The 23,482-nt window shown below is 66.5% G+C and carries 16 protein-coding genes and 1 tRNA gene; 9 read left to right on the top strand and 8 right to left on the bottom strand.

Going from position 1 to position 23,482, the window contains the following annotated elements:
• Nucleotides 1–525: 525 nt before the first annotated feature.
• On the top strand, nt 526–1,761 hold the full coding sequence (locus tag VGV41_RS06430) for a GGDEF domain-containing protein (RefSeq protein ID WP_326862919.1): 1,236 nt from the start codon (nt 526–528) through the stop codon (nt 1,759–1,761).
• A 47-nt stretch (nt 1,762–1,808) separates the two neighbouring features.
• Nucleotides 1,809–2,462 (top strand): DsbA family oxidoreductase, encoded by a 654-nt coding sequence (locus tag VGV41_RS06425; protein ID WP_326862918.1) that lies wholly within the window; start codon nt 1,809–1,811, stop codon nt 2,460–2,462.
• A 134-nt stretch (nt 2,463–2,596) separates the two neighbouring features.
• Here VGV41_RS06425 and mfd read toward each other — a convergent pair whose 3' ends face one another.
• The gene (gene mfd / locus VGV41_RS06420) at nt 2,597–6,106 is read right to left on the bottom strand and encodes a transcription-repair coupling factor (protein ID WP_326862917.1); all 3,510 of its coding nucleotides are present in this window, start codon (nt 6,104–6,106) and stop codon (nt 2,597–2,599) included.
• 8 nt (nt 6,107–6,114) lie between these two features.
• Nucleotides 6,115–6,402, bottom strand: a complete 288-nt coding sequence (locus VGV41_RS06415; RefSeq protein ID WP_326862916.1) for a succinate dehydrogenase assembly factor 2 — start codon at nt 6,400–6,402, stop codon at nt 6,115–6,117.
• Nucleotides 6,403–6,643: 241 nt separating this feature from the next.
• Between VGV41_RS06415 and recG the strand changes: the two genes are divergently transcribed.
• Nucleotides 6,644–8,740 (top strand): ATP-dependent DNA helicase RecG, encoded by a 2,097-nt coding sequence (gene recG, locus VGV41_RS06410; RefSeq protein ID WP_326862915.1) that lies wholly within the window; start codon nt 6,644–6,646, stop codon nt 8,738–8,740.
• Nucleotides 8,741–8,880: 140 nt separating this feature from the next.
• Here the strand turns inward: recG and VGV41_RS06405 are convergent, their stop codons facing one another.
• From VGV41_RS06405 to glmU, 3 genes are all read right to left on the bottom strand, one after another.
• Nucleotides 8,881–9,573, bottom strand: a complete 693-nt coding sequence (locus tag VGV41_RS06405) for a DUF502 domain-containing protein (protein ID WP_326862920.1) — start codon at nt 9,571–9,573, stop codon at nt 8,881–8,883.
• An 87-nt stretch (nt 9,574–9,660) separates the two neighbouring features.
• A complete protein-coding gene (gene glmS, locus VGV41_RS06400; RefSeq protein ID WP_326862914.1) occupies nt 9,661–11,487 on the bottom strand; it encodes a glutamine--fructose-6-phosphate transaminase (isomerizing) in 1,827 nt (608 codons plus the stop codon).
• Between the two features lie 120 nt (nt 11,488–11,607).
• Nucleotides 11,608–12,978, bottom strand: coding sequence for a bifunctional UDP-N-acetylglucosamine diphosphorylase/glucosamine-1-phosphate N-acetyltransferase GlmU (glmU, locus tag VGV41_RS06395; RefSeq protein WP_326862913.1), 1,371 nt, complete (start codon nt 12,976–12,978; stop codon nt 11,608–11,610).
• Between the two features lie 145 nt (nt 12,979–13,123).
• Here glmU and VGV41_RS06390 point away from each other — a divergent pair, with 145 nt between their 5' ends.
• Together VGV41_RS06390 and VGV41_RS06385 are read left to right on the top strand one after the other, a co-directional pair.
• Nucleotides 13,124–14,008 (top strand): hypothetical protein, encoded by an 885-nt coding sequence (locus VGV41_RS06390; RefSeq protein WP_326862911.1) that lies wholly within the window; start codon nt 13,124–13,126, stop codon nt 14,006–14,008.
• 45 nt (nt 14,009–14,053) lie between these two features.
• Nucleotides 14,054–14,428, top strand: a complete 375-nt coding sequence (locus VGV41_RS06385) for a hypothetical protein (RefSeq protein WP_326862910.1) — start codon at nt 14,054–14,056, stop codon at nt 14,426–14,428.
• Here the strand turns inward: VGV41_RS06385 and VGV41_RS06380 are convergent.
• Nucleotides 14,394–15,992, bottom strand: coding sequence for a beta-(1-6) glucans synthase (locus VGV41_RS06380; RefSeq protein WP_326862909.1), 1,599 nt, complete (start codon nt 15,990–15,992; stop codon nt 14,394–14,396). The genes VGV41_RS06385 and VGV41_RS06380 overlap by 35 nt on opposite strands.
• A 321-nt stretch (nt 15,993–16,313) precedes the next feature.
• Between VGV41_RS06380 and VGV41_RS06375 the strand changes: the two genes are divergently transcribed.
• Both VGV41_RS06375 and VGV41_RS06370 read left to right on the top strand, forming a co-directional pair.
• Nucleotides 16,314–16,823 carry a beta-1-3, beta-1-6-glucan biosynthesis protein gene (locus tag VGV41_RS06375; RefSeq protein WP_326862908.1) on the top strand — a complete coding sequence of 170 codons (510 nt, stop codon included), beginning with the start codon at nt 16,314–16,316 and terminating at the stop codon, nt 16,821–16,823.
• A 186-nt stretch (nt 16,824–17,009) separates the two neighbouring features.
• Complete coding sequence (locus VGV41_RS06370) at nt 17,010–19,649, top strand: glycosyltransferase (protein ID WP_326862907.1); 2,640 nt, start codon at nt 17,010–17,012, stop codon at nt 19,647–19,649.
• A gap of 151 nt (nt 19,650–19,800) precedes the next feature.
• On the opposite strand, the gene VGV41_RS06365 is transcribed toward VGV41_RS06370, so the two are convergent.
• Entirely contained in the window at nt 19,801–20,967 is a 1,167-nt protein-coding gene (locus tag VGV41_RS06365) for a M20 aminoacylase family protein (RefSeq protein WP_326862906.1), read from the bottom strand.
• 192 nt (nt 20,968–21,159) lie between these two features.
• Here VGV41_RS06365 and VGV41_RS06360 point away from each other — a divergent pair.
• Both VGV41_RS06360 and VGV41_RS06355 read left to right on the top strand, forming a co-directional pair.
• Nucleotides 21,160–21,235: transfer RNA gene (locus tag VGV41_RS06360), tRNA-Lys, on the top strand.
• 213 nt (nt 21,236–21,448) lie between these two features.
• On the top strand, nt 21,449–22,312 hold the full coding sequence (locus VGV41_RS06355) for an FkbM family methyltransferase (protein WP_326862905.1): 864 nt from the start codon (nt 21,449–21,451) through the stop codon (nt 22,310–22,312).
• 575 nt (nt 22,313–22,887) lie between these two features.
• Here VGV41_RS06355 and VGV41_RS06350 read toward each other — a convergent pair.
• Nucleotides 22,888–23,358, bottom strand: a complete 471-nt coding sequence (locus VGV41_RS06350; protein WP_326862904.1) for a hypothetical protein — start codon at nt 23,356–23,358, stop codon at nt 22,888–22,890.
• Nucleotides 23,359–23,482: the final 124 nt, after the last annotated feature.

The following is a 23,482-nucleotide window of genomic DNA, read 5'->3' as shown; positions in this document are numbered from 1 at the left end:
GTCCGCCGGCATTACGACCGGCTGCCCGCAGTTCTACGGAACGATGGGCTGCACGCGGCGGCGACGAAGGAGCGGCGGCCACCGCTCCGGATCGGGGGCTTGAACACGGGCCCCGTCGCTGCCCGGAAGCACGGCCTAAAGCGCCTCAAGGAGAACGCCGCATGTGGAGCGCCGGGAGGCGCCTCGTCCCGATCGCAAGGGACGGGGAGACGCCTTCGCACGGTGTCTCGGGCGGCCTCGCCGGCCGCTCAGGAGCGCGATCGCAAGCGCTCCGCGTTTCCCGGCGCTCCGCTCCCCTCGGGGGAGCCGAGATTTGCAATTGCGAAGAGGGCCTGCCCGGGGCCGACCAAAGAATACGGGCGATGAGTCATGCGTGGCGCGAAGCGGGCAGGCCCGCCGCGCGCGGGCTGTTTGACAGTTGAATCCGTTTCGGAGGGTCCGCAAAGCGAAGCGTGCTGCCGTTGACCGCGTATTAACGAGCCCAACTTAAATTGCCGCGGTCCTTTTGTAACCCGCGTGCGTATCATGTCGCTGCAAGGTCCGTTGCTCGTGGTCGCCGATGTGCCGGCGGCCGAACTCGTCCAGGCCTTGAGCGCGGCCGGCGCCTTTCCCATCGTCGAGAGCACCTGGGCGGACTCGCCGACCGCCTTCGCTTCCGTCAAGCCGGCGGCCGTCATCGTCGCCGCGCCGGGCCTGCCGCCGAGCGACTCCGCCGCGCGCATGCTCTGCCTTCAGATCGCCACGGCGAACGGCCCGATGGTGCCGGTGATCGGCGTCACCGAGCCGGGACACGAGCCGGCGCTGCCGATCGCCCTGCCCGCCGACGGCATCGCGCCGTTCGACCGCCTCATCGCCCGCCTGCAATCGGCCTTGCGCGTGCGCGAGCAGCACGCGGCCGTGCTCCGCCGCGCCGACACGGCGACCGCCGAGGCACTGACCGCCACCGACGCACTCGACGATGCGACCGTGCTGATTGTCGGCCGTGGTTTGCTGTCGCAGGAGATCGCGAGCGTTCTCGGACGGGTGAAATCCGTCGTCGCGCTCAGCGTCGAGGGCGCCGCTAAGCAGCTCAACGGCCGCGACATCGACGGCGTCATCGTCGGCGACGGCCTGTCGCCGCTGATGATCGACGCCTTCCTCGCCGCGCTGGCGGACGACACGCGCTTCCGCGATTTGCCGGTCGCCGTCATCGGCCGCGTCGCGCACGCAATTCCCGCGACGCTGCCGAACGTCGACCCCGTCGAAGCCGAGCCGCACCGCATCGTCGCCCGCATGCGGCCGATGGTGCGCCTGCACGCCTTCGGCGCGCGGCTCGCCCGCACGCTGGCGGCGCTCGACTCCGGCGGCGTCATCGATCCGGATACCGGGCTGATGACGCCGGACACCTTCGCGCAGGAGCTCAGCCTGGCCATCGCCGCGGCCGCCGACCGCAGCCAGCCGCTGTCGCTGGCGCACTTCACGTTCGACGGCCTCGATGCCCGCGCCGCCTTCGACGCCGCCCGGCTGGTGACACGCCTCATGCGCACGGTCGACTTCGCCAGTTGCGACGAGACCGGCGCCATCCTCATGGCCTTCACGCAGACCGACCTGCGCAGCGCGCACGTGGTCGCCCGCCGCATCGCCGGGGCGCTGAAGAGCGCAATGCCGGGCCCGGCGCAGGCGGTCGCCGCCAACGTCACGCTGGCGACGTGGAAGGCCGGCGACAGCGTCGACACGCTGATGTTACGCGTGCTGGGCCCGCGCATGGTTGCCGCGGAATAGGCCGAGGCCTACCTTCGGGTGTCCCGGAAGCGCCCAGGAGCCTGCCAATGTCCGACCGCCGTCCCGTCCGCATCGACGTCGTCTCAGACGTCGTCTGCCCGTGGTGCTTCATCGGAAAGCGACGTCTGGAAAAGGCCTTGGCGCTGGCTTCCGACGTTCCAGTGGAAGTTCACTGGCGGCCCTACTTCCTCAACGAGTGGATCCCGCCCGAGGGCATGAGCCGCGAGCAGTACCTGACCACCAAGTTTGGCTCGCCCGAGCGCTACACTGACATCGCCCAGCGCGTCCGTGCCGCGGCGGCCGACGAAGGCCTCGTCTACGCCGTCGACCGCATCAACCGCCAACCCAACACGCGCGACGCCCACCGCCTGATCCGCTGGGCCGACGGCATCGGCAAGTCGGCCGAGATGAAGCAGCGGCTGATGGATCTGTACTTCACCGAGGGCGCGGACCTCTCGAACCGCGCCGTGCTGGTACAGGCCGCGGCCGACGTCGGCCTCGACCCGGAGAACGTGCGCGGCGCCCTCGACAGCGATCAGGACATCGCCGAGATCGAGCGCGAGGTCGAGGCGGCCAAGGAAGCCGGCATCCAGGGCGTCCCCTGCTTCATCCTCGACGGCAAATACGCCATCTCAGGCGCGCAGGCGCCCGAGGCGCTGGCTCAGGCGATCGAGCAAGTGAGCGCGCAGGCGGCGGAATAAACGGCTCAGCCAATTGCGTGGGTGTCACCGGGCCGCTGCGCAGCGGCGGATGCGGTGACGCCGAACAAGGCGCTGCACTCCTGAGCGAGATGGCCGGGACAAGCCCGGCCAGGACGAGAAAAAGCGCCCCGCGGCTATGCCGCCTTCTTCTCGGCTATCCCGGCCAGTTGCCGCAGCAGCGCCGTGGTGCCCTTGATCCTTTGCGTCGGCGTTTCCCAGTCGCCGAGCAGCACCAGCTTCTGGCCGGATTTGTCGTTGCGGATGCGGGCGTTCGGCCCCTGCGCCTGGATGAATTGCAAAAGCCCGGCCGGATTGACGAACAGGTTGTCGCGGAAGGACAGGACCGCACCCTTCGGCCCCGCGTCGATTTTCTCGACATTGGCGCGGCGACACAGGCCCTTGATCGTCACCACCTGCAACAGATGCTCGACCTCCTTCGGCAGCGGGCCGAAGCGGTCGACCAGCTCCGCGGCGAACGACTCCATTTCGCGCTCGTCCTCGAGATCGGCCAGCCGGCGGTAGAGCGCCAGCCGCACCGACAGGTCGGCGACGTAGTCCTCGGGGATCAGCACCGGCGTGCCGATGGTGATCTGCGGCGACCAGCGGTCGGCGACCGGCGCGGTGATGCCGGCCTTCAGGCTGAGGACCGCCTCCTCCAGCATCTGCTGATAGAGCTCGAAGCCGACTTCCTTGATATGGCCGGACTGCTCCTCGCCGAGCAGGTTGCCGGCGCCGCGGATGTCGAGGTCGTGGCTCGCCACCTGGAAGCCGGCGCCCAACGTATCGAGCGACTGCAGCACCTTGAGCCGCCGCTCGGCCTGCGGCGTAATCGGCTTCGTCGCCGGCAGCGTGAACAGCGCGTAGGCGCGCAGCTTCGAGCGCCCTACCCGCCCGCGCAATTGATAGAGCTGCGACAGGCCGAACATATCGGCGCGATGCACGATCAGCGTGTTGGCGGTCGGGATGTCGAGGCCGGATTCGACGATCGTGGTGGACAGCAGCACGTCGTATTTGCCGTCGTAGAAGGCCGACATGATGTCGTCGAGCACGGTCGGCGGCATCTGCCCGTGCGCGGTGGCGACGCGCACCTCCGGCACGTTCTTCTCGAGGAAATCCTTGGCGCCGGCGAGATCTTCGATGCGCGGACAGACGTAGAAGGTCTGGCCGCCGCGGTATTTCTCGCGCAGCAGCGCCTCGCGCACGATCACCGGATCGAACGGCGTGACAAACGTGCGCACCGCGAGCCGGTCGACCGGCGGCGAGGCGATGATCGAAAGATCGCGCACGCCGGTCAAAGCCAGTTGCAAGGTGCGCGGGATCGGCGTTGCCGACAACGTCAGCACGTGCACTTCGCTGCGCAACGCCTTCAGCTTCTCCTTGTGGGCGACGCCGAAGTGCTGCTCCTCGTCGACGACGAGCAGTGCAAGGTCCTTGAATTTGATGCCCTTGCCGAGCAGCGCATGCGTGCCGACGATGATGTCCACCGTCCCGGCCGCGAGCCCGGATTTCGTCTCGGCAAGATCCTTCGCTGTCACCAGCCGTGAGGCCTGCGCCACCTTGATCGGGAAACCGCGGAACCGCTCGCTGAAGGTCTTGTAGTGCTGGCGCGCCAACAGTGTGGTCGGCACCACGACCGCCACCTGCTTGCCGTTGATGGCGACGTCGAAAGCGGCGCGCAGCGCCACTTCCGTTTTGCCGAAGCCGACGTCGCCGCAGACCAGCCGGTCCATCGGCCGGCCCTTGGCGAGGTCACCCAACGCCGACTCGATCGCGGTCAGTTGGTCTTCCGTTTCCTCGTAGGGGAAGCCGGCGCAGAACTCGTCATAGGCGCCGGTCGGCGCCGTCAGTTTCGGCGCCTCGTGCAATTGCCGCTCGGCGGCGATCTTGATCAGGTCCCCGGCGATGGCGAGGATGCGCGCCTTCATCTTCGCTTTGCGCACCTGCCAGCCGCCGCTGCCGAGGCGGTCGAGCTCGACGTTCGAATCCTCCGAGCCGTAGCGCGACAAAAGCTCGACGTTCTCAACCGGCAGATAGAGCTTGGCGCCCTCGGCATAATGGATTTCGAGACAATCGTGCGGCGCGCCCGCCGCCTCGATCGCCTGCAAGCCGACAAAGCGACCGATGCCGTGATCGACGTGCACGACCAGGTCGCCGGTCGACAGGCTGGTCGCTTCGGCGATGAAATTGTCGGCGCGCCGCTGCGCCCGGCGTGGCCGCACCAGGCGGTCGCCGAGGATGTCCTGCTCGGCGATGACGGCGGCGTCCTCGGTCTCGAAGCCGGCCTCGATGCCGAGCACGACCAGCGCGATGGCGTGCTTCGGCAGCGCCAGCACATCGGGCCAGGACTTCACCGGCGCGAGGTTCACCAGCTTGTGGTCGGCGAGCACGTGGCTCATGCGGTCGCGCGCGCCCTCGCTCCACAATGCGATGGCGACGCGTTTGCCATCGGCCTGCTGCGTCTGCACGTGCTTCGTCACCGCCGTGAACACATTGCCGCCCGGCTCGTTGCGTTCGGCGGAGAAATTGTGCCCCGCATGCGCGCCGATATCGATGACGTCACGCGCCGCCGGCACCGCGAACGGCGTCAGCCGCGCCCGCGCCGCCGCCTCGAGCTTCGCCTTCCATTCGTCCTCGGCGAGATAGAGCCGATCCGGCGGCAGCGGCTTGTAGACCGGGGTCTGGCCCTGCTTCAGCCCCTCGCACCGTGCGTCGTAATAGTCGGCGATCTGGGTGAGGCGTTCGTGCGCGGCATCCTCGTCGAGATGCTCGAGCGCCAGCGCCGTGCCCGGCAGATAATCGAACAGCGTCTCCATCTGAGTATGGAACAGCGGCAGCCAGTGCTCCATGCCGGGATGGCGGCGGCCTTCGCTCACGGCGCCGTAGAGCAGGTCGTCCGGTCCGGCGACGCCGAACTCGGCGACGTAAGCGGTGCGGAAGCGACGGATCGTCTCGGTGACGAGCTGAAATTCGGCGACCGGCACGAGGTCGAGGCCGCGCATCGGCATTTCGCTGCGCTGCGTCTGTGCGTCGAAGGTCTTGATCGTCTCCAGCGCGTCGCCGAAGAAATCGAGCCGCACCGGCATGTCCATGCCGGGCGGGAAAAGGTCGAGGATGCCGCCGCGCACGGCGTATTCGCCCGGCTCGCGTACGGTCGAGGCGCGCTGATAGCCGTTGAGCTCCAGCCATTCGACGATGCCGGCCATGCCGACGACGTTGCCGGGCGCGACCGAGAGCGCATGCGTGCCGACGAAGTCGCGCGACGGCACGCGCTGCGTCGCGGCGTTGACGGTGGTGAGCAGCACCGACGGTCTGTCGCGGCCCACGGTGCGCACGAGGCGCGACAGCGTGGTCATGCGCTGCGCCACCGCGCCGGCATGCGGCGACACGCGGTCGTACGGCAGGCAGTCCCAGGCCGGGAATTCCATGATTTCGAGGTCGGGGCCGAAGAAGGCGAGCGAGCGCGCGAGCGTCTGCATGCGCTGGCCGTCGCGGCAGATCACCGCGAGCGAGATGGCGGGCGCGGCGGGCCTGGCGGCGATGGCGCGCGCGAGATCGGCCAGCACCAGGCCTTCGGCGCCGTCGGCGACTTGCGCCAGTGTCAGGACTTTTCCGGGCTGCAGGGATTGAGCGGGAGAGACGGGCATACCTTGTGTCACTTAGGCGCGCTCACCGCGCGATGGAAGTTGCAGAGCCGGCGGAACATCGTCGTGTCGATCTCGGCCGGCGTCGGTTCCGAACCGTTCACCCAGGCGAAGATCTGCTGGTCCGGGATATCGAGCCACGACTCGAGCACGTCGAGCTCGGCATCGGACAGGCGCGGCAACTCGGCGTCGGCGAAGCGGCCGAGCACGAAGTCCATCTCGCGGATGCCGCGATGGCGGCAGCGGAACAGAAGACGCCGCCGGCGCGCGTCCAGGCCTTCGCTCGACAATTCGGTCACGCTTGTCTCCAACGCCAAAAACCCGGACGGAGCCGGGCGGGGGTTATATAGGCGCGTCGAGTGCGTGTGTCAGCGTTCTTCTCCCTCTCCCCGCCTACGAGGAGAGGTTCGGGGTGAGGGGCCTGTGAGTATCGTGAAATCAGAGGCCCCTCACCCGGCCGCCAGCGTCAAAGACGCGCGTAAGTCGCGCTTATGGCGGCCGACCTCTCCCCGTAACCGGGGAGAGGTGAGATAAAAGGCAATGCGCCCGCCCGTTCTCAACCCGCTGTTCGCCGCGCTGACCAGCCTGTCCGGCATCGGACCGAAGCTGGAGGCGCTCTACGCGCGCCTGCTCGACCGCGAGACGCCGCGGCTCGTCGACCTGCTCTTCCACCTGCCGTCCGGCGCCATCGACAGGCGCGCGCGGCCGAAGCTCAACGAGGTGCAGCCCGGCACCGTGGTGACTGTCGCCGTCACCGTCGAGGAGCACCGCCCGCCGCCGCGACATCGGCCGCGCGCGCCCTACCGCATCCTCGCCAGCGACGACACCGGCACGCTGACGCTGACGTTCTTCAGCGCCCGCCCCGACTATCTGGAGAAGCTGCTGCCGGTCGGCGAGACCCGCTACGTCTCAGGCACCGCCGAGTTCTATGACGGCATGCTGCAGATGGTGCACCCGGACCGCGTCGTCGACGAAAAGGGGTTCGCCGCGCTGCCATTGGTCGAGCCGGTGTATCCGCTGACGGAGGGCTTGGCACTCGGCAATGTCCGCCGCGCCGTCGATGGCGCGCTCGCCAAGCTTCCCGATCTGCCGGAGTGGCAGGACGAGGCCTGGGTCGCGCGCGAACGCTTCCCGCCTTTCGCGCAGGCGCTGCGCGCACTGCACCGCCCGCACGAGCCGCAGGACATCGCGCCGGAAAGCCTCGCCTGGACGCGGCTCGCCTATGACGAACTGCTCGCCGGCCAGCTCGCGCTGGCGCTGGTGCGCGCGAATATGCGCCGGCAGGCCGGACATGAACACGCCGGCGATGGCCATCTGCGCGCCAAGGTACTCAAGGCGCTGCCCTACGCGCTCACACATTCGCAGCAGAAGGCGGTCGATGATATCGTCGCCGACCTTGCGAAGCCCGAGCGCATGTTGCGCCTGCTGCAGGGCGACGTCGGCTCCGGCAAGACGGTGGTCGCGCTCACCGCCGCCGCAGCAGTCATCGAGGACGGTCGGCAGGCCGCCTTCATGGCGCCGACCGAGATTCTCGCGCGCCAGCATCTCAAGACCATTGCGCCGCTGGCGGAAGCGGCCGGCATCGAGGTCGCCATCCTCACCGGCCGCGAACGCGGCCGCGAGCGCGAAGAAGTTCTCAAGCGGCTTGCGCTCGGCGGCATTCACCTGCTCGTCGGCACGCACGCGCTGTTCCAGGACGACGTCGTCTTCCGCGATCTCGCGCTCGCCATCGTCGACGAGCAGCATCGGTTCGGCGTGCACCAGCGGCTGGCGCTGACGCAGAAAGGCGAGGCCGTCGACGTGCTGGTGCTCACCGCGACGCCGATCCCGCGCACACTCGTGCTCACCTATTTCGGCGACATGGACATCTCCGAATTGCGCGAAAAGCCGGCCGGCCGCCAGCCGATCGACACGCGCACCATCCCGCTCGACCGTCTCGACGAGGTCGAGGCCGCGATCGGCCGCGCGCTCGACGAGGGCAAGCGCGCTTATTGGGTCTGCCCGCTGGTCGAGGAATCCGAAAAGAGCGACCTCGCCGCGGCTGAAGACCGCCACGAAGAGCTGCGTCGCAAGTTCGGCGACGTCGTCGATCTCGTGCACGGCAAGATGAAGGGCACTGAGAAGGACGCCGCGATGGCGCGCTTTGCCCGCGGCGACAGCCGCCTGCTGGTCGCCACCACGGTGATCGAGGTCGGCGTCGACGTGCCGGAAGCCACGATCATGGTGATCGAGCACGCCGAGCGCTTCGGGCTGGCGCAGATCCATCAGTTGCGCGGCCGCGTCGGCCGCGGCGCGGGCAAGTCGACCTGCCTCCTGCTCTATAGGACGCCGCTCGGCGAGACGGCGAAGGCGCGGCTTGCGATCCTGCGCGAGACCGAGGACGGCTTCCGCATCGCCGAGGAGGACCTGCGCCTGCGCGGCGAAGGCGACGTGCTCGGCACGCGGCAGAGCGGCCTGCCCGGCTTCCGCATCGCGCGCCCGGAGCTGCACGGCAAATATCTTGGCGCCGCGCGCGACGACGCGCAACTCATCCTGACGCGCGATCCGTCATTGACCGGCGAGCGCGGCCAAGCGCTGCGGCAGCTGCTCTATCTGTTCGGCAAGGACGAGGCGATCACGCTGATCAGGGCGGGGTGAGGCTTCATCCCTCCCCGTCTTCGGGGAGGGTGGCCGCGAGCGCAGCGAGCGGACGGGTGGGGTCTTCGATCGCGAGACACCCCCACCCGGTCGGCTTCGCCGACCACCCTCCCCCGCAAGCGGGGGAGGGATAAGGAAGATCACGCCACCGCTTCCGGCTTCGCGCCCTGCGCCGCGCGCGCTGTCGCGGCCATCGACGCCAGCTTCTTCTGCGCATCCTTGTCGGCGCCCGGCTGCACCATGCCGGCGGAGATCAAGAGCGTCATTGCGTTCTCGACGCTGATGTCGAGCTCGATCAGCTCCTTGCGCTGCACGAAGAAGAAGAAGCCGGTCGTCGGGTTCGGCGTACAGGCAAGGAACACCGAGACGTAGTCGCCGTCCTTCACCGGCAGCTTGTCGGCAACGTCGCCGCCCGGCGGCGTCGAGATGAACACCAGCGACCACATGCCCGGCGCGGGGAACTCGACCAGCGCCACCTTGCGGAAGCTCGAGCCGGACTTCGAGAACAGAGTCTCGAAGATCTGCTTCATCGTCTTGTAGATCGGCCGGACGATCGGCATGCGGTTGAGCAGGCCCTCGCCCAGTTCGACCAGGCTGCGGCCGACGAGGTTGGCGGTAAGGAAGCCGAGCAGCGTCAGGCCGACCACGGCGATGACCAGCCCGGTGCCGGGAATGGGCCACGGCAGGTAGGTCTCGGGCCGGTACGCCGGCGGAATGAGCGGCGTGATGAAACTGTCGACCCAGCTCACGAACGACCAGATCAGCCAGATCGTCACGGCGATTGGGCCGGTGACGATGAGGCCGGTCAGAAAATAGTTGCGGATGCGGCCCATGACGCTGGTCTGTGACGCCGTCACCTTTTCGATGTCGGCCGCCAACTCGTCACCGGGCTTCTGCTCAAGGTCTGCCATGGCAGCAGTCTATTCCACCGTCACCGATTTCGCGAGGTTGCGCGGCTGGTCGACGTCGGTGCCGATCACGGCGGCGGTGTGGTAGGCCATCAGCTGCACCGGGATGGCATACACCAGCGGCGTGACCGTCGCGGCCATGTCCGGCAGCACCAAGGTGTGAGCGGAATCCACGGTCGCCTCCGCGGCGCCCCTGGCGTCCGTCACCAGCACGATGCGACCGCCGCGCGCCGCCACCTCCTGCATGTTGGAGACGGTCTTCTCGAACACGCGGTCGTGCGGCGCGATGACGATCACCGGCATGGTCTCGTCGATCAGCGCGATCGGCCCATGCTTGAGTTCGCCGGCGGCGTAGCCCTCGGCGTGAATGTAGGAGATTTCCTTCAGTTTGAGCGCGCCCTCGAGCGCGATCGGGAAGCTCGTGCCGCGGCCGAGATAGAGCACGTCGCGCGCCTTCGACAATTCGTGCGCCAGCGCCTCGATTTTCGGCTCGATCTTGAGCGCCTGCACCATCAGGCGCGGCACCTCGATCATCGCGTGCACCAGCTTCTGCTCGTCGGCGCGGGAGAGTTCGCCGCGCGCGCAGCCGGCGGCGATGGCGAGACAGGCGAGCACCGTCAGCTGGCAGGTGAAAGCCTTGGTCGAGGCGACGCCGATCTCCGGTCCGGCCAAAGTCGGCATCACCACGTCGCTCTCGCGGGCGATGGTCGAGGTCGGCACGTTGACCACAGCGAGCACGTGCTGATTGTGCTCCTTGGCGTAGCGCAAAGTGGCGAGCGTGTCGGCGGTCTCGCCAGACTGCGAGATGACGATCATCAGGTCGCCTGCTTCCAGCGGCGCCTCGCGGTACCGGAACTCGGAGGCGATATCGATCTCGACCGGCAATTTGGCGAAGCGCTCGAACCAGTATTTGGCGACCAGGCCGGCGTAGAAGGCGGTGCCGCAGGCGGAGATCGACACCCGCTTGAGCTTCTTCCAGTCGAACGGCAGGTCGCTCGGCAGTTTCACCTGTTCGTGCACCATATCGATGTAGTGCGCGAGCGTGTGGCCGACGACTTCCGGCTGCTCGTGGATCTCCTTCGCCATGAAATGCTTGAAGTTACCCTTGTCGATCAGCATTGCGGATGCGGTCGACTTGATAATCGTCCGCTCCACCGGCTTGTCGTGAGCGTCGTAGACCTGCGCGCCCTTGCGCGTCAGCACGACCCAGTCGCCGTCGTCGAGATAGCTTACAGTGTCGGTGAACGGCGCCAGCGCGATGGCGTCCGAGCCGAGATACATCTCGCCGTCGCCGTAGCCGACCGCGAGTGGCGAGCCCTTGCGCGCGCCGATCATCAGGTCGTCTTCCCCGGTGAACAGGAATGCGAGCGCGAAGGCGCCGCGCAGTTGCTTGAGCGCCGCCGCGACCGCCTCGACCGGCGTCTTGCCGGACTTCATCTCGCGCGTGACGAGATGCGCGACGACCTCGGTGTCGGTCTCACTTGAGAATTTCGCCCCGTCCTTGGTCAGGCTGTCGCGGAGTTCGCGGAAGTTCTCGATGATGCCGTTATGCACCACGGCGACTTTGTCCGTGGCGTGCGGATGGGCGTTGCTCTCCGTCGGCCTGCCGTGCGTCGCCCAGCGGGTGTGGCCGATGCCGATCGTGCCGCCGAGCGGCTCCTTGCCGAGCCGGTTCTCCAGCGCCTTGAGCTTGCCCTCGGCGCGGCGGCGGCCGAGCGTACCGTGGTCCAGTGTGGCGATGCCGGCGGAGTCGTAGCCGCGGTATTCGAGGCGCTTGAGCGCATCGACGAGATGTTCGGCGACCGGCTCGGTCCCGAGAATTCCAACGATCCCGCACATCCGAGAGGACGCCCCCGTTAAAGTTCCGCCTTAGCTGTAGCTGCGTCGCCTGATCGTACGGAAATCACTTCACATTTCGTCTTATAACGGCGCCGCTCAAAACGCTCGCGCGAACACGGATCAGGGCTTCTTCGCCGCCGGCGAGCCGTTCTTGCTCAGAATCCGCGCCTCCCGCAAGCGTTTTGCCCAACCTTCCTTGATGGTCTGTTGCCCGCGACCGAGCGCAAGGGCCTCGGCCGGGACGTCTTTGGTGATGACCGAACCGGAGCCGATATAGGCGCCGTCGCCGATCTTCACCGGCGCCACGAGCGAAGAATTGGTGCCGATGAAGGCCCCCGCGCCGATGTCGGTCTTGTGCTTGCCATAGCCGTCGTAATTGCAGGTGATGGTGCCGGCGCCAATGTTTGCCCCCGCCCCGACCCGCGCGTCGCCGATATAGGCGAGATGGTTAGCCTTGGCGCCGTCCTCGATCGTCGCCGCCTTGATCTCCACGAAGTTGCCGATATGGACGTCGGTCCCGAGCTGCGCACCGGGGCGAAGTCTCGCGAACGGCCCGACACGCGCACCTTTCCCTACGTGCGCGCCCTCGACATGCGAGAACGCGCGGATCACCGCGCCGTCCTCGACCGTGACGCCGGGGCCGAACACGACGTTGGGCTCGATCGTGACGTCCTTGCCGAATTTGGTGTCGGACGACAGGAACACGGTCTCTGGCGCGACCATGGTCACGCCAGCCTCCATCGCCGCCGCGCGCAGCCGCTGCTGCAGCACGGATTCCGCTTCGGCGAGCTGCGCTTTCGTATTGATGCCGCGCACGTCGTCCTCCGAGGTTTCGATCGCCACCGCGTTGAGCCCCATGTCGCGGGCGACGGCGACGGCGTCGGTCAGATAATATTCGCGATTGGCATTGCTGTTGCCGATGCGCGCGAGAATGGCGAGCGCGTGTTCGCCGGCGAGCGCCATTAAGCCGCCGTTACAGAAGCCGATCGCGCGCTCGGCTTCGCTCGCGTCCTTGTGCTCACGAATTGCCGCAAGCCCGGCAGCGTCCGTGATCAGCCGCCCGTAGCCCGTCGGATCGGCCGGCGTGAAGCCGAGCACCGCAACCGCGGCGCCGTCGGCGAGCGCACCGCGCAGCCGCGCCAACGTGTCGACCTGGATCAACGGCGTGTCGCCGAACATCACCAGCACGTCGGCCGGCTTCGCGGCAAGCGCCTCGCGTGCGGAGAGCACGGCATGCGCGGTGCCGAGCCGTTCGGTTTGCTTGAAGATCGCGACCTGCGGCGCAACGCGCCTGGCCTCCTTCGCCACGGCATCATGATCCGGCCCAAGCACGACCGCTATTCCGGCGCCGCCGGCGGCCATCGCCGTGCTCAGCACGTGCTCGAGCAGCGTGCGGTTGCCGATCGTGTGCAGCACTTTCGGCGTGCGCGAGCGCATGCGCGTGCCTTCACCGGCGGCGAGCACGATAGCGAGGCAGGATCGTCCATTCATTCGTTCACACACTCATCGATGTCTGGAAGAAGCGGCAGGCCGCGACAGCAGCGCCGGCACAAGCCAGACTTGCAGGATTCTGCTAGCATTTTCAATGTTCTGATTCGGGGAATCGGATTTATCGCAAATGGATATCAGGCCGCCGGTGCGCACCGCGCCCGAACCTGCCGGAAAAAAGCCGCATGACAGAATCCTCCTGCGCACCGGCGCCTGGGGGCTCGGCGCAGCATTGGCGGTCGCGACCCTGTTTGTGGTGGCACATGGACCCGCCGCCAGCCAACGGATTGAGCGAACCCTTTCCGGCATCGACGAGAAGCCGACGCCGCACCTCGTTATCGCCGATGCGGCACAGGGCCGGGAGCGGTCGATCAACGCCCTGCAGGCGAAGATCGACGATCTCACCAAAGACCGTGATCGCCTGGCCGGACGCATCGCCGCGCTCGAGCGCGATCTTGGGGACATGACCGGCTCGATCGCCCAAAGCCGCCACCCCATCAGCACCGCGGAGGCGAAACCCGCGCCGGTCGTAACCGCCGCCGTCGAACCAGAACCGCCGGGACCCGCCGCGCCATCCGTACCGGCGTTGCTCCCGAGCGGCCCAATCGTGCTCGATCCGCTCGCCACACCACCGGTCGGCCTCGCCTCGATCCTGCCCGCGACCCAGCCGCGTCAGGAAACGAAGGGCGAGCCCGAACATGCAGCGCCGGAACAGGTCGCCGCACTGGCGCCATCCGAGCCGCCGAAACGGCCGCCGCACCCGCATCCGGAATTCGGCATCGAGATCGCCACCGCGCCGAACATGGAGCAATTGCGCCAACGCTGGGCTTCGGCGAAGGCCAATTTCGGTCCGCTGCTGGTGGGCTTGAGCCCGGTGGCGGTGCGCGACCGCCATCCCGGCAGTACGGCGGTACGTCTCGTCGCCGGCCCGGTGTCGAGCGTGATCGCCGCACGGAAATTGTGCGCACAATTTGCCACGCTCAACGGGAACTGCTGGCCGGCGCGCATCGACCCCGCCGACGTGGTGCGCTGAGCGCTGACGTTGCTTGAGCCGACAGCGGCGGGCATAGTCGCGCGCATGCGATTGTTCCTGCCCAGCGCCCGTGCCACCAACTGGCTCCTGATCGTCGGCTTCAGCGCGCTCGGTTACGCGCTCTACATGCGCTATCTCGGCATCGAAAACACGCAGGTCGGGCTTGCCTGCGCGGCCGGCCTCGACACCTGGATGTGCCGGTCGCGGCATATCGTCGTCGGGCTGTTTGAACATTCGGTGTTTGGGACTGCCGCGCTGATCGTTGCGGCGGTGCATTTCCTGCGGCCGACTCTCGTCGTTTTCGCCGTCGCCCTGGCGCTCACTTGCATGGGCGTCGTTCTCTACAACGTCGGCCTGTCGTCGATCGCCGCCGCTTTGCTCGTGCTCAGTCTCGCGCGCCGCGCACCCGAAACAGCGTGAGTGCCAGCGCGGCGAAGGCCGCGCACAGCCAGAGCGACTGCCAGTTGGCGAGGGTCTCGTTCGGCACGATGTAAATGATCGACAGCGCGAGCAGGACTGCGCCGACCGTTTCCGCCGCGCCGCGCAAGCCGGGGGCGCGCGCAACGCCCAGGCTGTGCACGAACAAGGGAACGATGGCGGCGGTCAGCGGCGCGAACGGAAAGTCCTTGTAGCGCGGGTCGAACACCAGACCGAGCGCGACCTGTAGCGACAGGACGATGGCGACGACCAGCATCAGGCCAAGTGCCGCCGTCAGGCGGTCACTCTTGCGCAGGGTTGCGACAGACAGCACGGCCGCAAGCGGCGGCATCGGTTTTTGCGTCATGACCGCGGCGCTGGCGACGATGGGTGTCAGGGTCGCAGCGGCGACCAACATCAGCGACCTGACCCACAATCCAACGCCGAGGCTTTCAAGCCCGACATTCTCCACCGCCCAGCCGATCAGCAAGCCGCCCGCCAGGGCATTGGCGGTGATGGCCAGCCAAAGCGACGCAGGGATGTCCTGCCGACGGCCAGCGGTGAAGGCGGCGGCAAAGGTCAGCACCGCCAGCAGCACCCCGCCCGCCGCCTGCCAGAGCCAATCCGGGTGGTTGGACACCGCCGCGCCCCAGGCGAATTTGGGTGCGCGCGTTGTACCGTCGAGCAAGCCCCAGTGGCCGCCAACCGTACCTTCCGCCGCCCGCTTCCATGGCGCATCGAAGGACTCGATCACGTTGACCTTGAAGTGCTCGCGCTTGGCGAGCGCCAGCACGTCCTGGATGACGCGCGCCTGGTTAGCCCGCGACGGCAGCGCGCCCTCGCGCATGCGCCCGGCGCTCGGCCAGCCGACCTCGCCGATGACGATCTCCTTGCCAGGGAAAGCCGCCGCCAGCTTGCGCCGGATCGCCTCCACATGGGCGGCCGCCTGCGCCGCCGGGACGGGCAAGTCCTCCCAGTAAGGCAGGATATGGATGGTGATGAAATTGACGGCGGAGGCCACTTCGGGGTTGCGCAGCCAGAACTCCCAGACGTCGGCATAGGTGACTGGCACCTTCACCTGCGCCTTGACCGCGCGGAGGGTGCTGGCGAGGTCGGCGCCGCTCATTTCGCCCCGCAGCAGCACCTCGTTGCCGACCACCAAGGCGCGGATCGTCTCCGGGTAGCGGTTGGCCAGCTCGACGCCTGCCCTGATCTGGATCGCGTCCTTGTCCCGCTTGCCCGAGAGCCAGATGCCCTGCAGCACCTTGAGCCCATATTTGGCGGCGATCGCCGGCGCCTGCTCGATGCCCTGATCGTCGGAATAGGTTCGAACGCAGTCCGTGATCTTTGCCAGTTGCCTCAAATCCTCGTCGATCTGCGCCGCCGGGATCTTGATGTCGGGATCGTATGGGGTCTGGCTGCCGCGGAACGGCGCATAGGACATGCACCACAGCTTTTCACCGGGTGACAGAGGCGCGTTCGGCATGCTCACCGGCGCTCCGAGCCAGGCCCAGAAGCCGACGATGATCGCCGCAGCCGCGGCGAGACAGACAAGACCGACCCGCATTCGACATCCAGCTTGGGGGAGCGCGTGGAGCATCCGCTTATCGCGCAATGGGCTTCCCTGCCAAGCGCCGCCTGCGCCCGTCAGCCTTTAAGGACGACCGCCGGAATCGCTGGACAAACCGCAGACGGTAAGGCCAAGGTCGCGGCGCCACTCGCCCGGACGAGCCGGCAGATCGCGGTCATAAGGCCGCTTTTATCGGGGCAATCAAGACCGCCGGACCGGCCGGCCCAATGGATGCCGCATTAGCGTCCCAATCGGAACGCTACATCCGCCGTGGGGCGGGCAGCCTCCACACAAGATATTCGTCGCGGGACAATGCTGTTGCATATCAAGACGCGTAGCCTCTTTGCCGTGCTCTCGCTGGCTGGTCTCCTGATCACTTCGGGTGCAGCCTTTGCCCAGAGCGGCGGCAAACCCGCCGAGCAGGCCAAGCCGGCGGCGGAGGCCGCGAAGGACAATCAGAAGAAGATCGACGAGATCGCCGAGGCCTCGCGCGTCCTGAAAGGTCCTGCCGGCAATCCAGAATGTGTCTGGCTCGGCCGCCGGGTGGTCACCCTGCTCTGGCGCGACGACCTCGACACCGCCTTCCGCCACCTCGACCTCTACGACCGCTTTGGCTGCCCGGGCGCCCATATCCAGGCCGCTTTCCGGTGCCTGATCCGGCAGGGAAACATCGACCCCAAGGCGCAGGAGACGCTGAACGGGCGGGTGCACTCCTGCTGGCTCAACCCGGCGATGAACCCCGAACCGGCGGCCGCTACCGCCCCGCCCTCCGACGCGGCCAAGCCGGCCGCTCCGGCGCCCGCCGCACCCACCACACCTGCCAAGTGATATCGTGTTTGTAAATTTTCATGCAGGCGCCATGCAGGTGCCTAGGAATTGCCATGTCGGAACATTACTTGCTTGGGAACCTAACGCCGGGCTAGTTTGTTTCGACGCAGACAATGCTCCGGTTTTTTTGAACCCAGGGGACGGGTTCAGAAGTCTGCCATCCAGCCCCATTCGGTAGTTTAGGCTATGCGCACCGTAGGTGCCGTAATCGCCTTTGTGGCGTGCGTGCAAGCTGGGGTCTGGGCGTTTACGCGCAGCGACGTCAGCGCTCCCAATTTCGACGGGCAACTGGCGAGCGTGTCGTACGCCCCGTACGGTCCCTCCACCGACCCCAATGCCGGCGGCCGGGCCAACCCGGAGCAAATCCGCACCGACATGAAGATGCTGGCGCCGATGACCCGCGGCATCCGCCTTTATTCCTCTACCGGCGGCCAGGAACTCGTCCCCGGCATCGCCGCCGAATACGGCCTGCGGGTCACGGTCGGCGCCTGGGTCGACAAGCACCCCGACCGTAACGAGCGCGAGATCAAATCGGCCATCGATCTGGCCAAGCGCCACAGCAACGTGGACGGCATCATCGTCGGCAACGAGACCATCTACCGCGGCGACGAGACCGTCCCTGACCTGATCAAGAAGATTCAACGGGTCAAGCGCGCGACCACGGTCCCGGTTACCACGGGCGAAATCTGGAATATCTGGCTCGAACATCCCGAGCTGGTGTCGAACGTCGACTTTATTGCCGCTCACATCCTGCCCTATTGGGAAGGCTTCTCGGCCAAGCAGGCCGTCGACCAGGCGGTCATCATCTACGACAAGCTGCGCCAGGCCTATCCCGGCAAGCGCATCGTCATCGCCGAATTCGGCTGGCCGAGCGCCGGTTACAACCTCAAGGGCGCCGTCCCCGGCCGCATCGAGCAGGCGCAGCTGCTGCGCGACTTCGTCACCCGCGCCGACGCCTACGGCATGGATTACAACATCGTCGAAGCCATCGATCAGCCGTGGAAGACCTTCGAGGGCGGCGTCGGCCCGTATTGGGGCATTTACGACGCCAACCGCCAGCCGAAGTTCGAGTGGACCGGTCCGATCACCGATTCGAACCACTGGCGGCTCGCCACCATCGCTATCCTCGTCAGCCTGCTGTTGTCGCTGCCGATCCTCGCCATGAGCGCCGTGACGCTCGGTCAGGCAATTTTGCTCGCCGCCGCCGCCAACGTCGTCGGCGCCTGGTCAGCGACCATGTTCGCCTACTGGAACGGGCACTATTTCGTCTTCGGTTCGGCCTTCGCACTCGGGCTCGGCGCCGCGCTGCTGGTCCCGCTGGTCGCCATCGCCTTCGCCCGCATTGACGAGATCGCGGCCATCGCCTTCGGGCGCAAGCCGCAGCGGCTCGTGCAGGCGCCGGCGCTGGCGCCCGCCGGCCCCGCGCCGAAAGTGTCGATCCACATCCCGGCCTACCGCGAGCCGCCGGAGATGCTGAAGCAGACGCTCGATGCCATCGCGCGCCTCGACTATCCGAATTACGAGTGCGTGGTGGTGATCAACAACACCCCCGATCCGGCTCTGTGGCGTCCGGTCGAGGAGCACTGCGCTCTGCTCGGCGAACGTTTCAAGTTCGTGCGCGCCGACAACCTGCAGGGCTACAAGGCCGGCGCACTGCGCCTTGCCATCGTGCACACCGCCGCCGACGCGGAAGTCATCGGTGTGCTCGACGCCGACTACGTGGTCGATCCGGACTGGCTGAAGGACCTCGTGCCGATGTTCGCCGATCCCTCGGTCGGCCTCATTCAGGCGCCGCAGGATCACCGTGACGGCACGCGCAGCGTGCTGCATCACGCCATGAACGCCGAATACGCCGGCTTCTTCGACATCGGCATGGTGCAGCGGAACGAAGTCAACGCCATCATCGTGCACGGCACGATGTGCCTGGTGCGCCGCACCGCGCTCGAGGCCGCCGGCGGCTGGTCGAGCGACACGATCTGCGAAGACACCGATCTCGGCCTGTCGATCCTAGAGCTCGGCTGGCACGCGCACTACACCAACCGCCGCTACGGCCGCGGCCTGCTGCCCGACACCTACGAGGCCTACAAGAAGCAGCGCGACCGCTGGGCCTACGGCGGCTTCCAGATTCTCAAGAAGCACTGGCGCCGATTCCTGCCGGGCGCCAGCGTTCTCACGCGCGAGCAGAAGCGCGAATTCGCGCTCGGCTGGCTCAACTGGCTCGGCGCCGAAACGGTCGGCGTCGTGGTGGCGATCCTCAACATCCTGTGGGTGCCGGTCGTTGCCTTCCTCGACATCGCCGTGCCCGACCGCATCCTGACGATTCCGATCGTCGCCAGCTTTGCGGTTTCGGTGCTGCACAGCGTCACGCTCTACCGGCTGCGCGTGCACGTTTCCAAGCGCGAGCTGTTCATCTCGATGATCGCCGCAATGTCGGTGCAGTGGACCGTGGCGCGCGCCGTCGCCACGGGCGTGATCAAGGACCACCTGCCCTTCGTGCGCACCGACAAAGGCGGCCTCAAGCGCAAGACGGAGTTCCCGGCCTTCTGGGAAGCGGTGCTGGCGAGCCTGCTGCTGCTCGGCTCCGCGACCTTGGTCGAGACCAACGTCAGGGAAGTGCGCGAGATCTATCTCTTCGCCGCCGTGCTCGTGATCCAGAGCGTGCCGTTCCTCGCCGCCGTGGCGCTGGCGCTGCTCGAGCGCTCGACGCTCAACGACTTCGCCACCTGGCGCCGCCTGCAAACGCGCACGCTGGCGCTGCTGCCGCGGCGTCTGACCCTGGCCAAGGTGACGACCGCCACCCCCGACAAGCGCGAAGCGGTGCGGTAAGGCCGCATATGCCGTTCCCGCGAAAGCGGGGGACCCAGACTCCGCCGCGATTCAGTTCTGCCGAAACGTATGGGTCCCGGACCTCCGGCGCCATAGCGCGTCGAAGACGCGAATAAACGCGCTTATGGCGCCTCGCCCGGGACGACAACCATCAGCCCTTGAGCGCCGTCTCCACCAGCCGCACCCAATAAGACGTGCCGAACGGGATGATCTCGTCGTTGAAATTGTACTCCGGGTGATGCAGCCCCGCGCTCGGGCCGTTGCCGATCCAGATGAAGGCGCCGGGCCGCTCGTTGAGCATGAAGGAGAAATCCTCAGCGCCCATCATCGGCGGCAACTCGCGGTCGACCTGCGCCGCGCCGGCGATCTCGCTCGCCACGTCGCCGGCGAATTCGGTCTGCCGCTCGTGGTTGACCAGCACCGGATAATTGCGCCGGTAGGTGAGCTTGCCCTTGGCGCCGAACGCCGCGGCCGTGTTCTCGACCAAAGTGCGTAGCCGCTCCTCGACCAGGACGCGTATGTCTTCGGACAGGCTGCGTGCGGTGCCGTCGAGCCGCACCCGCTGCGGGATGACGTTGTCGGTCGTGCCGGCCTTGACCACGGTGATCGACACGACCGCCGACTTCACGGGGTCTACGTTGCGGCCGACGATCGACTGGATGGCGGTAATGATGTGCGCGCCGACCACCACGGGATCGACGGTCAGATGCGGTCGCGCCGCGTGCCCGCCGACGCCTTCGATCTCGATGGTGACGAAGTCCGCCGCCGCCATGATCGGTCCCGGCCGCAGCCCGAACGAGCCGACCGGCATGTTCGGGTAGTTGTGCATGCCGTACACCTCGCCGATGCCGAAGCGGCTCATCAGCCCGTCCTCGACCATGGCCTTGCCGCCGGCGCCGCCCTCCTCGGCCGGCTGGAAGATGACGACGGCCGTGCCGTCGAAATTGCGCGTCTCGGCGAGATAACGCGCGGCGCCGAGCAGCATCGCGGTGTGCCCGTCATGGCCGCAGGCGTGCATCTTGCCCGGGACCGTCGACTTGTAGGGCAGGTCGTTGGCCTCCTCGATCGGCAGCGCGTCCATGTCGGCGCGCAGGCCGATGGTCTTGGCGGACGAGCCGCGGCGGCCGCGGATGACGCCGACCACGCCGGTGCGGCCGACCCCGGTTACCACCTCGTCGCAGCCGAAGGCTTTCAGCTTCTCGGCGACCGAGCCGGCGGTGCGATGCACGTCATAGAGGAGCTCCGGATGCGCATGCAGGTCGCGCCGCCAGGCGGTAATGTCGGGATGCAGGTCGGCGACGCGATTGACGATCGGCATGGGCACTCCTTCGCAAGGCTCTGGCGGCACTGTAGCAAACGGCAGACCGGGCGCGAACGGGTGGGACGCAAGGCCGCTATTGACCGGGCGGGAGCCCGCCCCTACACAGCGCGGTGCGCCAGGTGCCGGACGCCGCTCCGGCAGCATCCGTTCCGGCCGTCTTTGGATGGCCGCGCGAGAGGCCTTGGTGACGAGCGCGTAGCTCAGGCGGTAGAGCAACTGACTTTTAATCAGTAGGTCCAGGGTTCGAGTCCCTGCGCGCTCACCAAAGAAATCAAACACTTAGTGCCAATATCGAGACCGCCGAAAGACGGTTTTCTTCTTCTTGGCAACATGGCTGGCAACTAGTGGCATGTTTGGTTGCGACGGGTGACGCCAGACACGAGCGGGCGACGTTAGGCGAACATGAGTATTCTACACGCGGAGTTTGTGATAGTGTCTGCACCACAACTTAGAAACTGAGGCTTGGGAGGATCGCAGAATGCAGACGCTGCGCAATTTCATGATCGAAGAGCATGGTGGAGTAAAGGTGGCGCGCCGAGCGGCTCGGTCAATTTTGATGGACTGCAGGCCGTCCCGCTCGCTGCCGCGGGACATCCAGAAGGAGGTCGAGCAGACTATCCGGAAAATGTATCGGATGAGAAACCTGCCAAATCCTATCGATATCCTCGGCTACAAAATTCGCTTTCTCGGCCAAGATCACTTCAGATACCTGATCAATGAGATTTTTCTTGAGGCCTCCTACTGCTTCCCAGGAGAGACAGACAGCCCAGTGATATTCGACTGCGGCAGCAACATCGGCGCGTCCGTGCTGTTCTTCAAGAAGCTCTATCCGAACGCAAGTATCACCGCGTTCGAGCCAGACCCTTTCACGTTTGCCGTGCTCACCGAAAACATTGGCCGGAATGGGCTGTCCGACGTTAGCGCCCATCGCGGCGCTCTGAGCGATACAGAGGGCGAGATAGAGTTTTACCGCGACGAGTCGCCGGAGTCGTCCAGTCTGCTGATGAGCACGATCAGGGAACGACACGCCGGTCGGTGCATCAAGGTGCCGACATTCAAGCTGTCTCGGTTCATAAAATCGGAAATCGATCTTCTTAAAATCGATATCGAGGGCGCGGAGCGAGCGGTTCTGAGGGACCTCGTGGAGACCGACAAACTCAGATGCGCGAAGCGAATCCACCTTGAGTATCATCACCACATCGACACCGCGAACGACGAGTTGTCATCGCTTTTTAGTCTCATGGAGAGCCAAGGATTCGGCTACCAAATGCGCGCCAATCCCTGGAAGTGGCCAGTCGAGCGGGACTTCCAAGACATCTCTTTGTATTTCTACCGTAAGTGAGGGCCCACAATCCTGGGCTGCGCGACATATTGGCGCCTTCGCTCTTTTCTATTGGACAATGTTGAGTCCGGGATAGAACTCCGTCACGCCGCTGACATACCCTCGGAGCAATAGGGAGAAGCGGGCAATGGAGGTCTTTCGCGGCGTCTACATCATTCTGCAGATCGAACTTCTCGCAGCCGTCGCCATAGAAGTTTGCAGGCTCCTATAGGCCGCCTCACGAAAAAGAGCGGCCCCGGCGATGGAGTACCGGAGCCGCTCTCGGGAGGTTCGGAGACCGAAGTTGACGTGTAGTGCGCGTCAGATAACGCGGAGCGAGACGGACGGTTTCAGGCTGGCCGCAGATTTTGCCGGCCCGCGACAGATGCCCTCACGGCCTCGACCAGTGCTCGGGGCCACCGAGAACCACAGACCGCCCAAAGTGTCCCCTCGCCTTCGTGGGGCATCTGCTTGTGGCACCACAGCAGGCGCCCGCTCCTGTAACCGAACTCGTAGCGGTGCCCCCGCGTGCTGACCGCCCCGCCGTGCCAGAGACTGCCAGCCACGTGGAATTCTATGCGGGTGACCTGCATGGGTCAGGCTCCAACCACGGCCAGCGATTGGCGGATATTGCGGAGCAGCCAAAAATGAAACGGCATTACGGCGGGTTCGCCGCTGTAATCCAGAACATCAGGCGCGGTCATCTCCGTGGGCCAGTCCTCGTGGCCGGGATAATCCCTATCGTCATCGAGCACGTACGCAAGAAGAGCGTCGATCCCCGCACGCGTTGTCGGCGCAATGAGCGCTAGGGCAATGGCCGCACCGCGCTCGGCCCGCATCGCCGCATCCGTGGCAGCGTCCGCCTCCGCGTAGCCGGGATGCTTTCTACTCATTCTTCCCGAAATTGAGACGGTCCGCGAATACGTGTCGTTCGCTGCCTTGTGGGCCTCGATGGCGGCGAAGATCGGGTCAGGCTCTCCGGCCAAGGCGGTGGCAGGAATCGCAGCGGCGGCCGGTAAAGCGGCTGCGCCAGCAATCATTGAGCGGCGGGACATAGAGGTATTCATGGGGAAGCTCCATAGGGTTGGAGCCGCGCCCAGGCGGAATGCCGGTCAGTTTTTTGGTATGGTTCGAGTCGGTCATCGGTCGCCCGTTCACGGCGGTTGATGGCAAGTGCCGGCTGGGAGTTGG

This window comes from Pseudolabrys sp. (assembly GCF_035943735.1).
GTDB lineage: Bacteria > Pseudomonadota > Alphaproteobacteria > Rhizobiales > Xanthobacteraceae > Pseudolabrys.
This window is presented reverse-complemented; position numbering and strand designations above follow the sequence as displayed.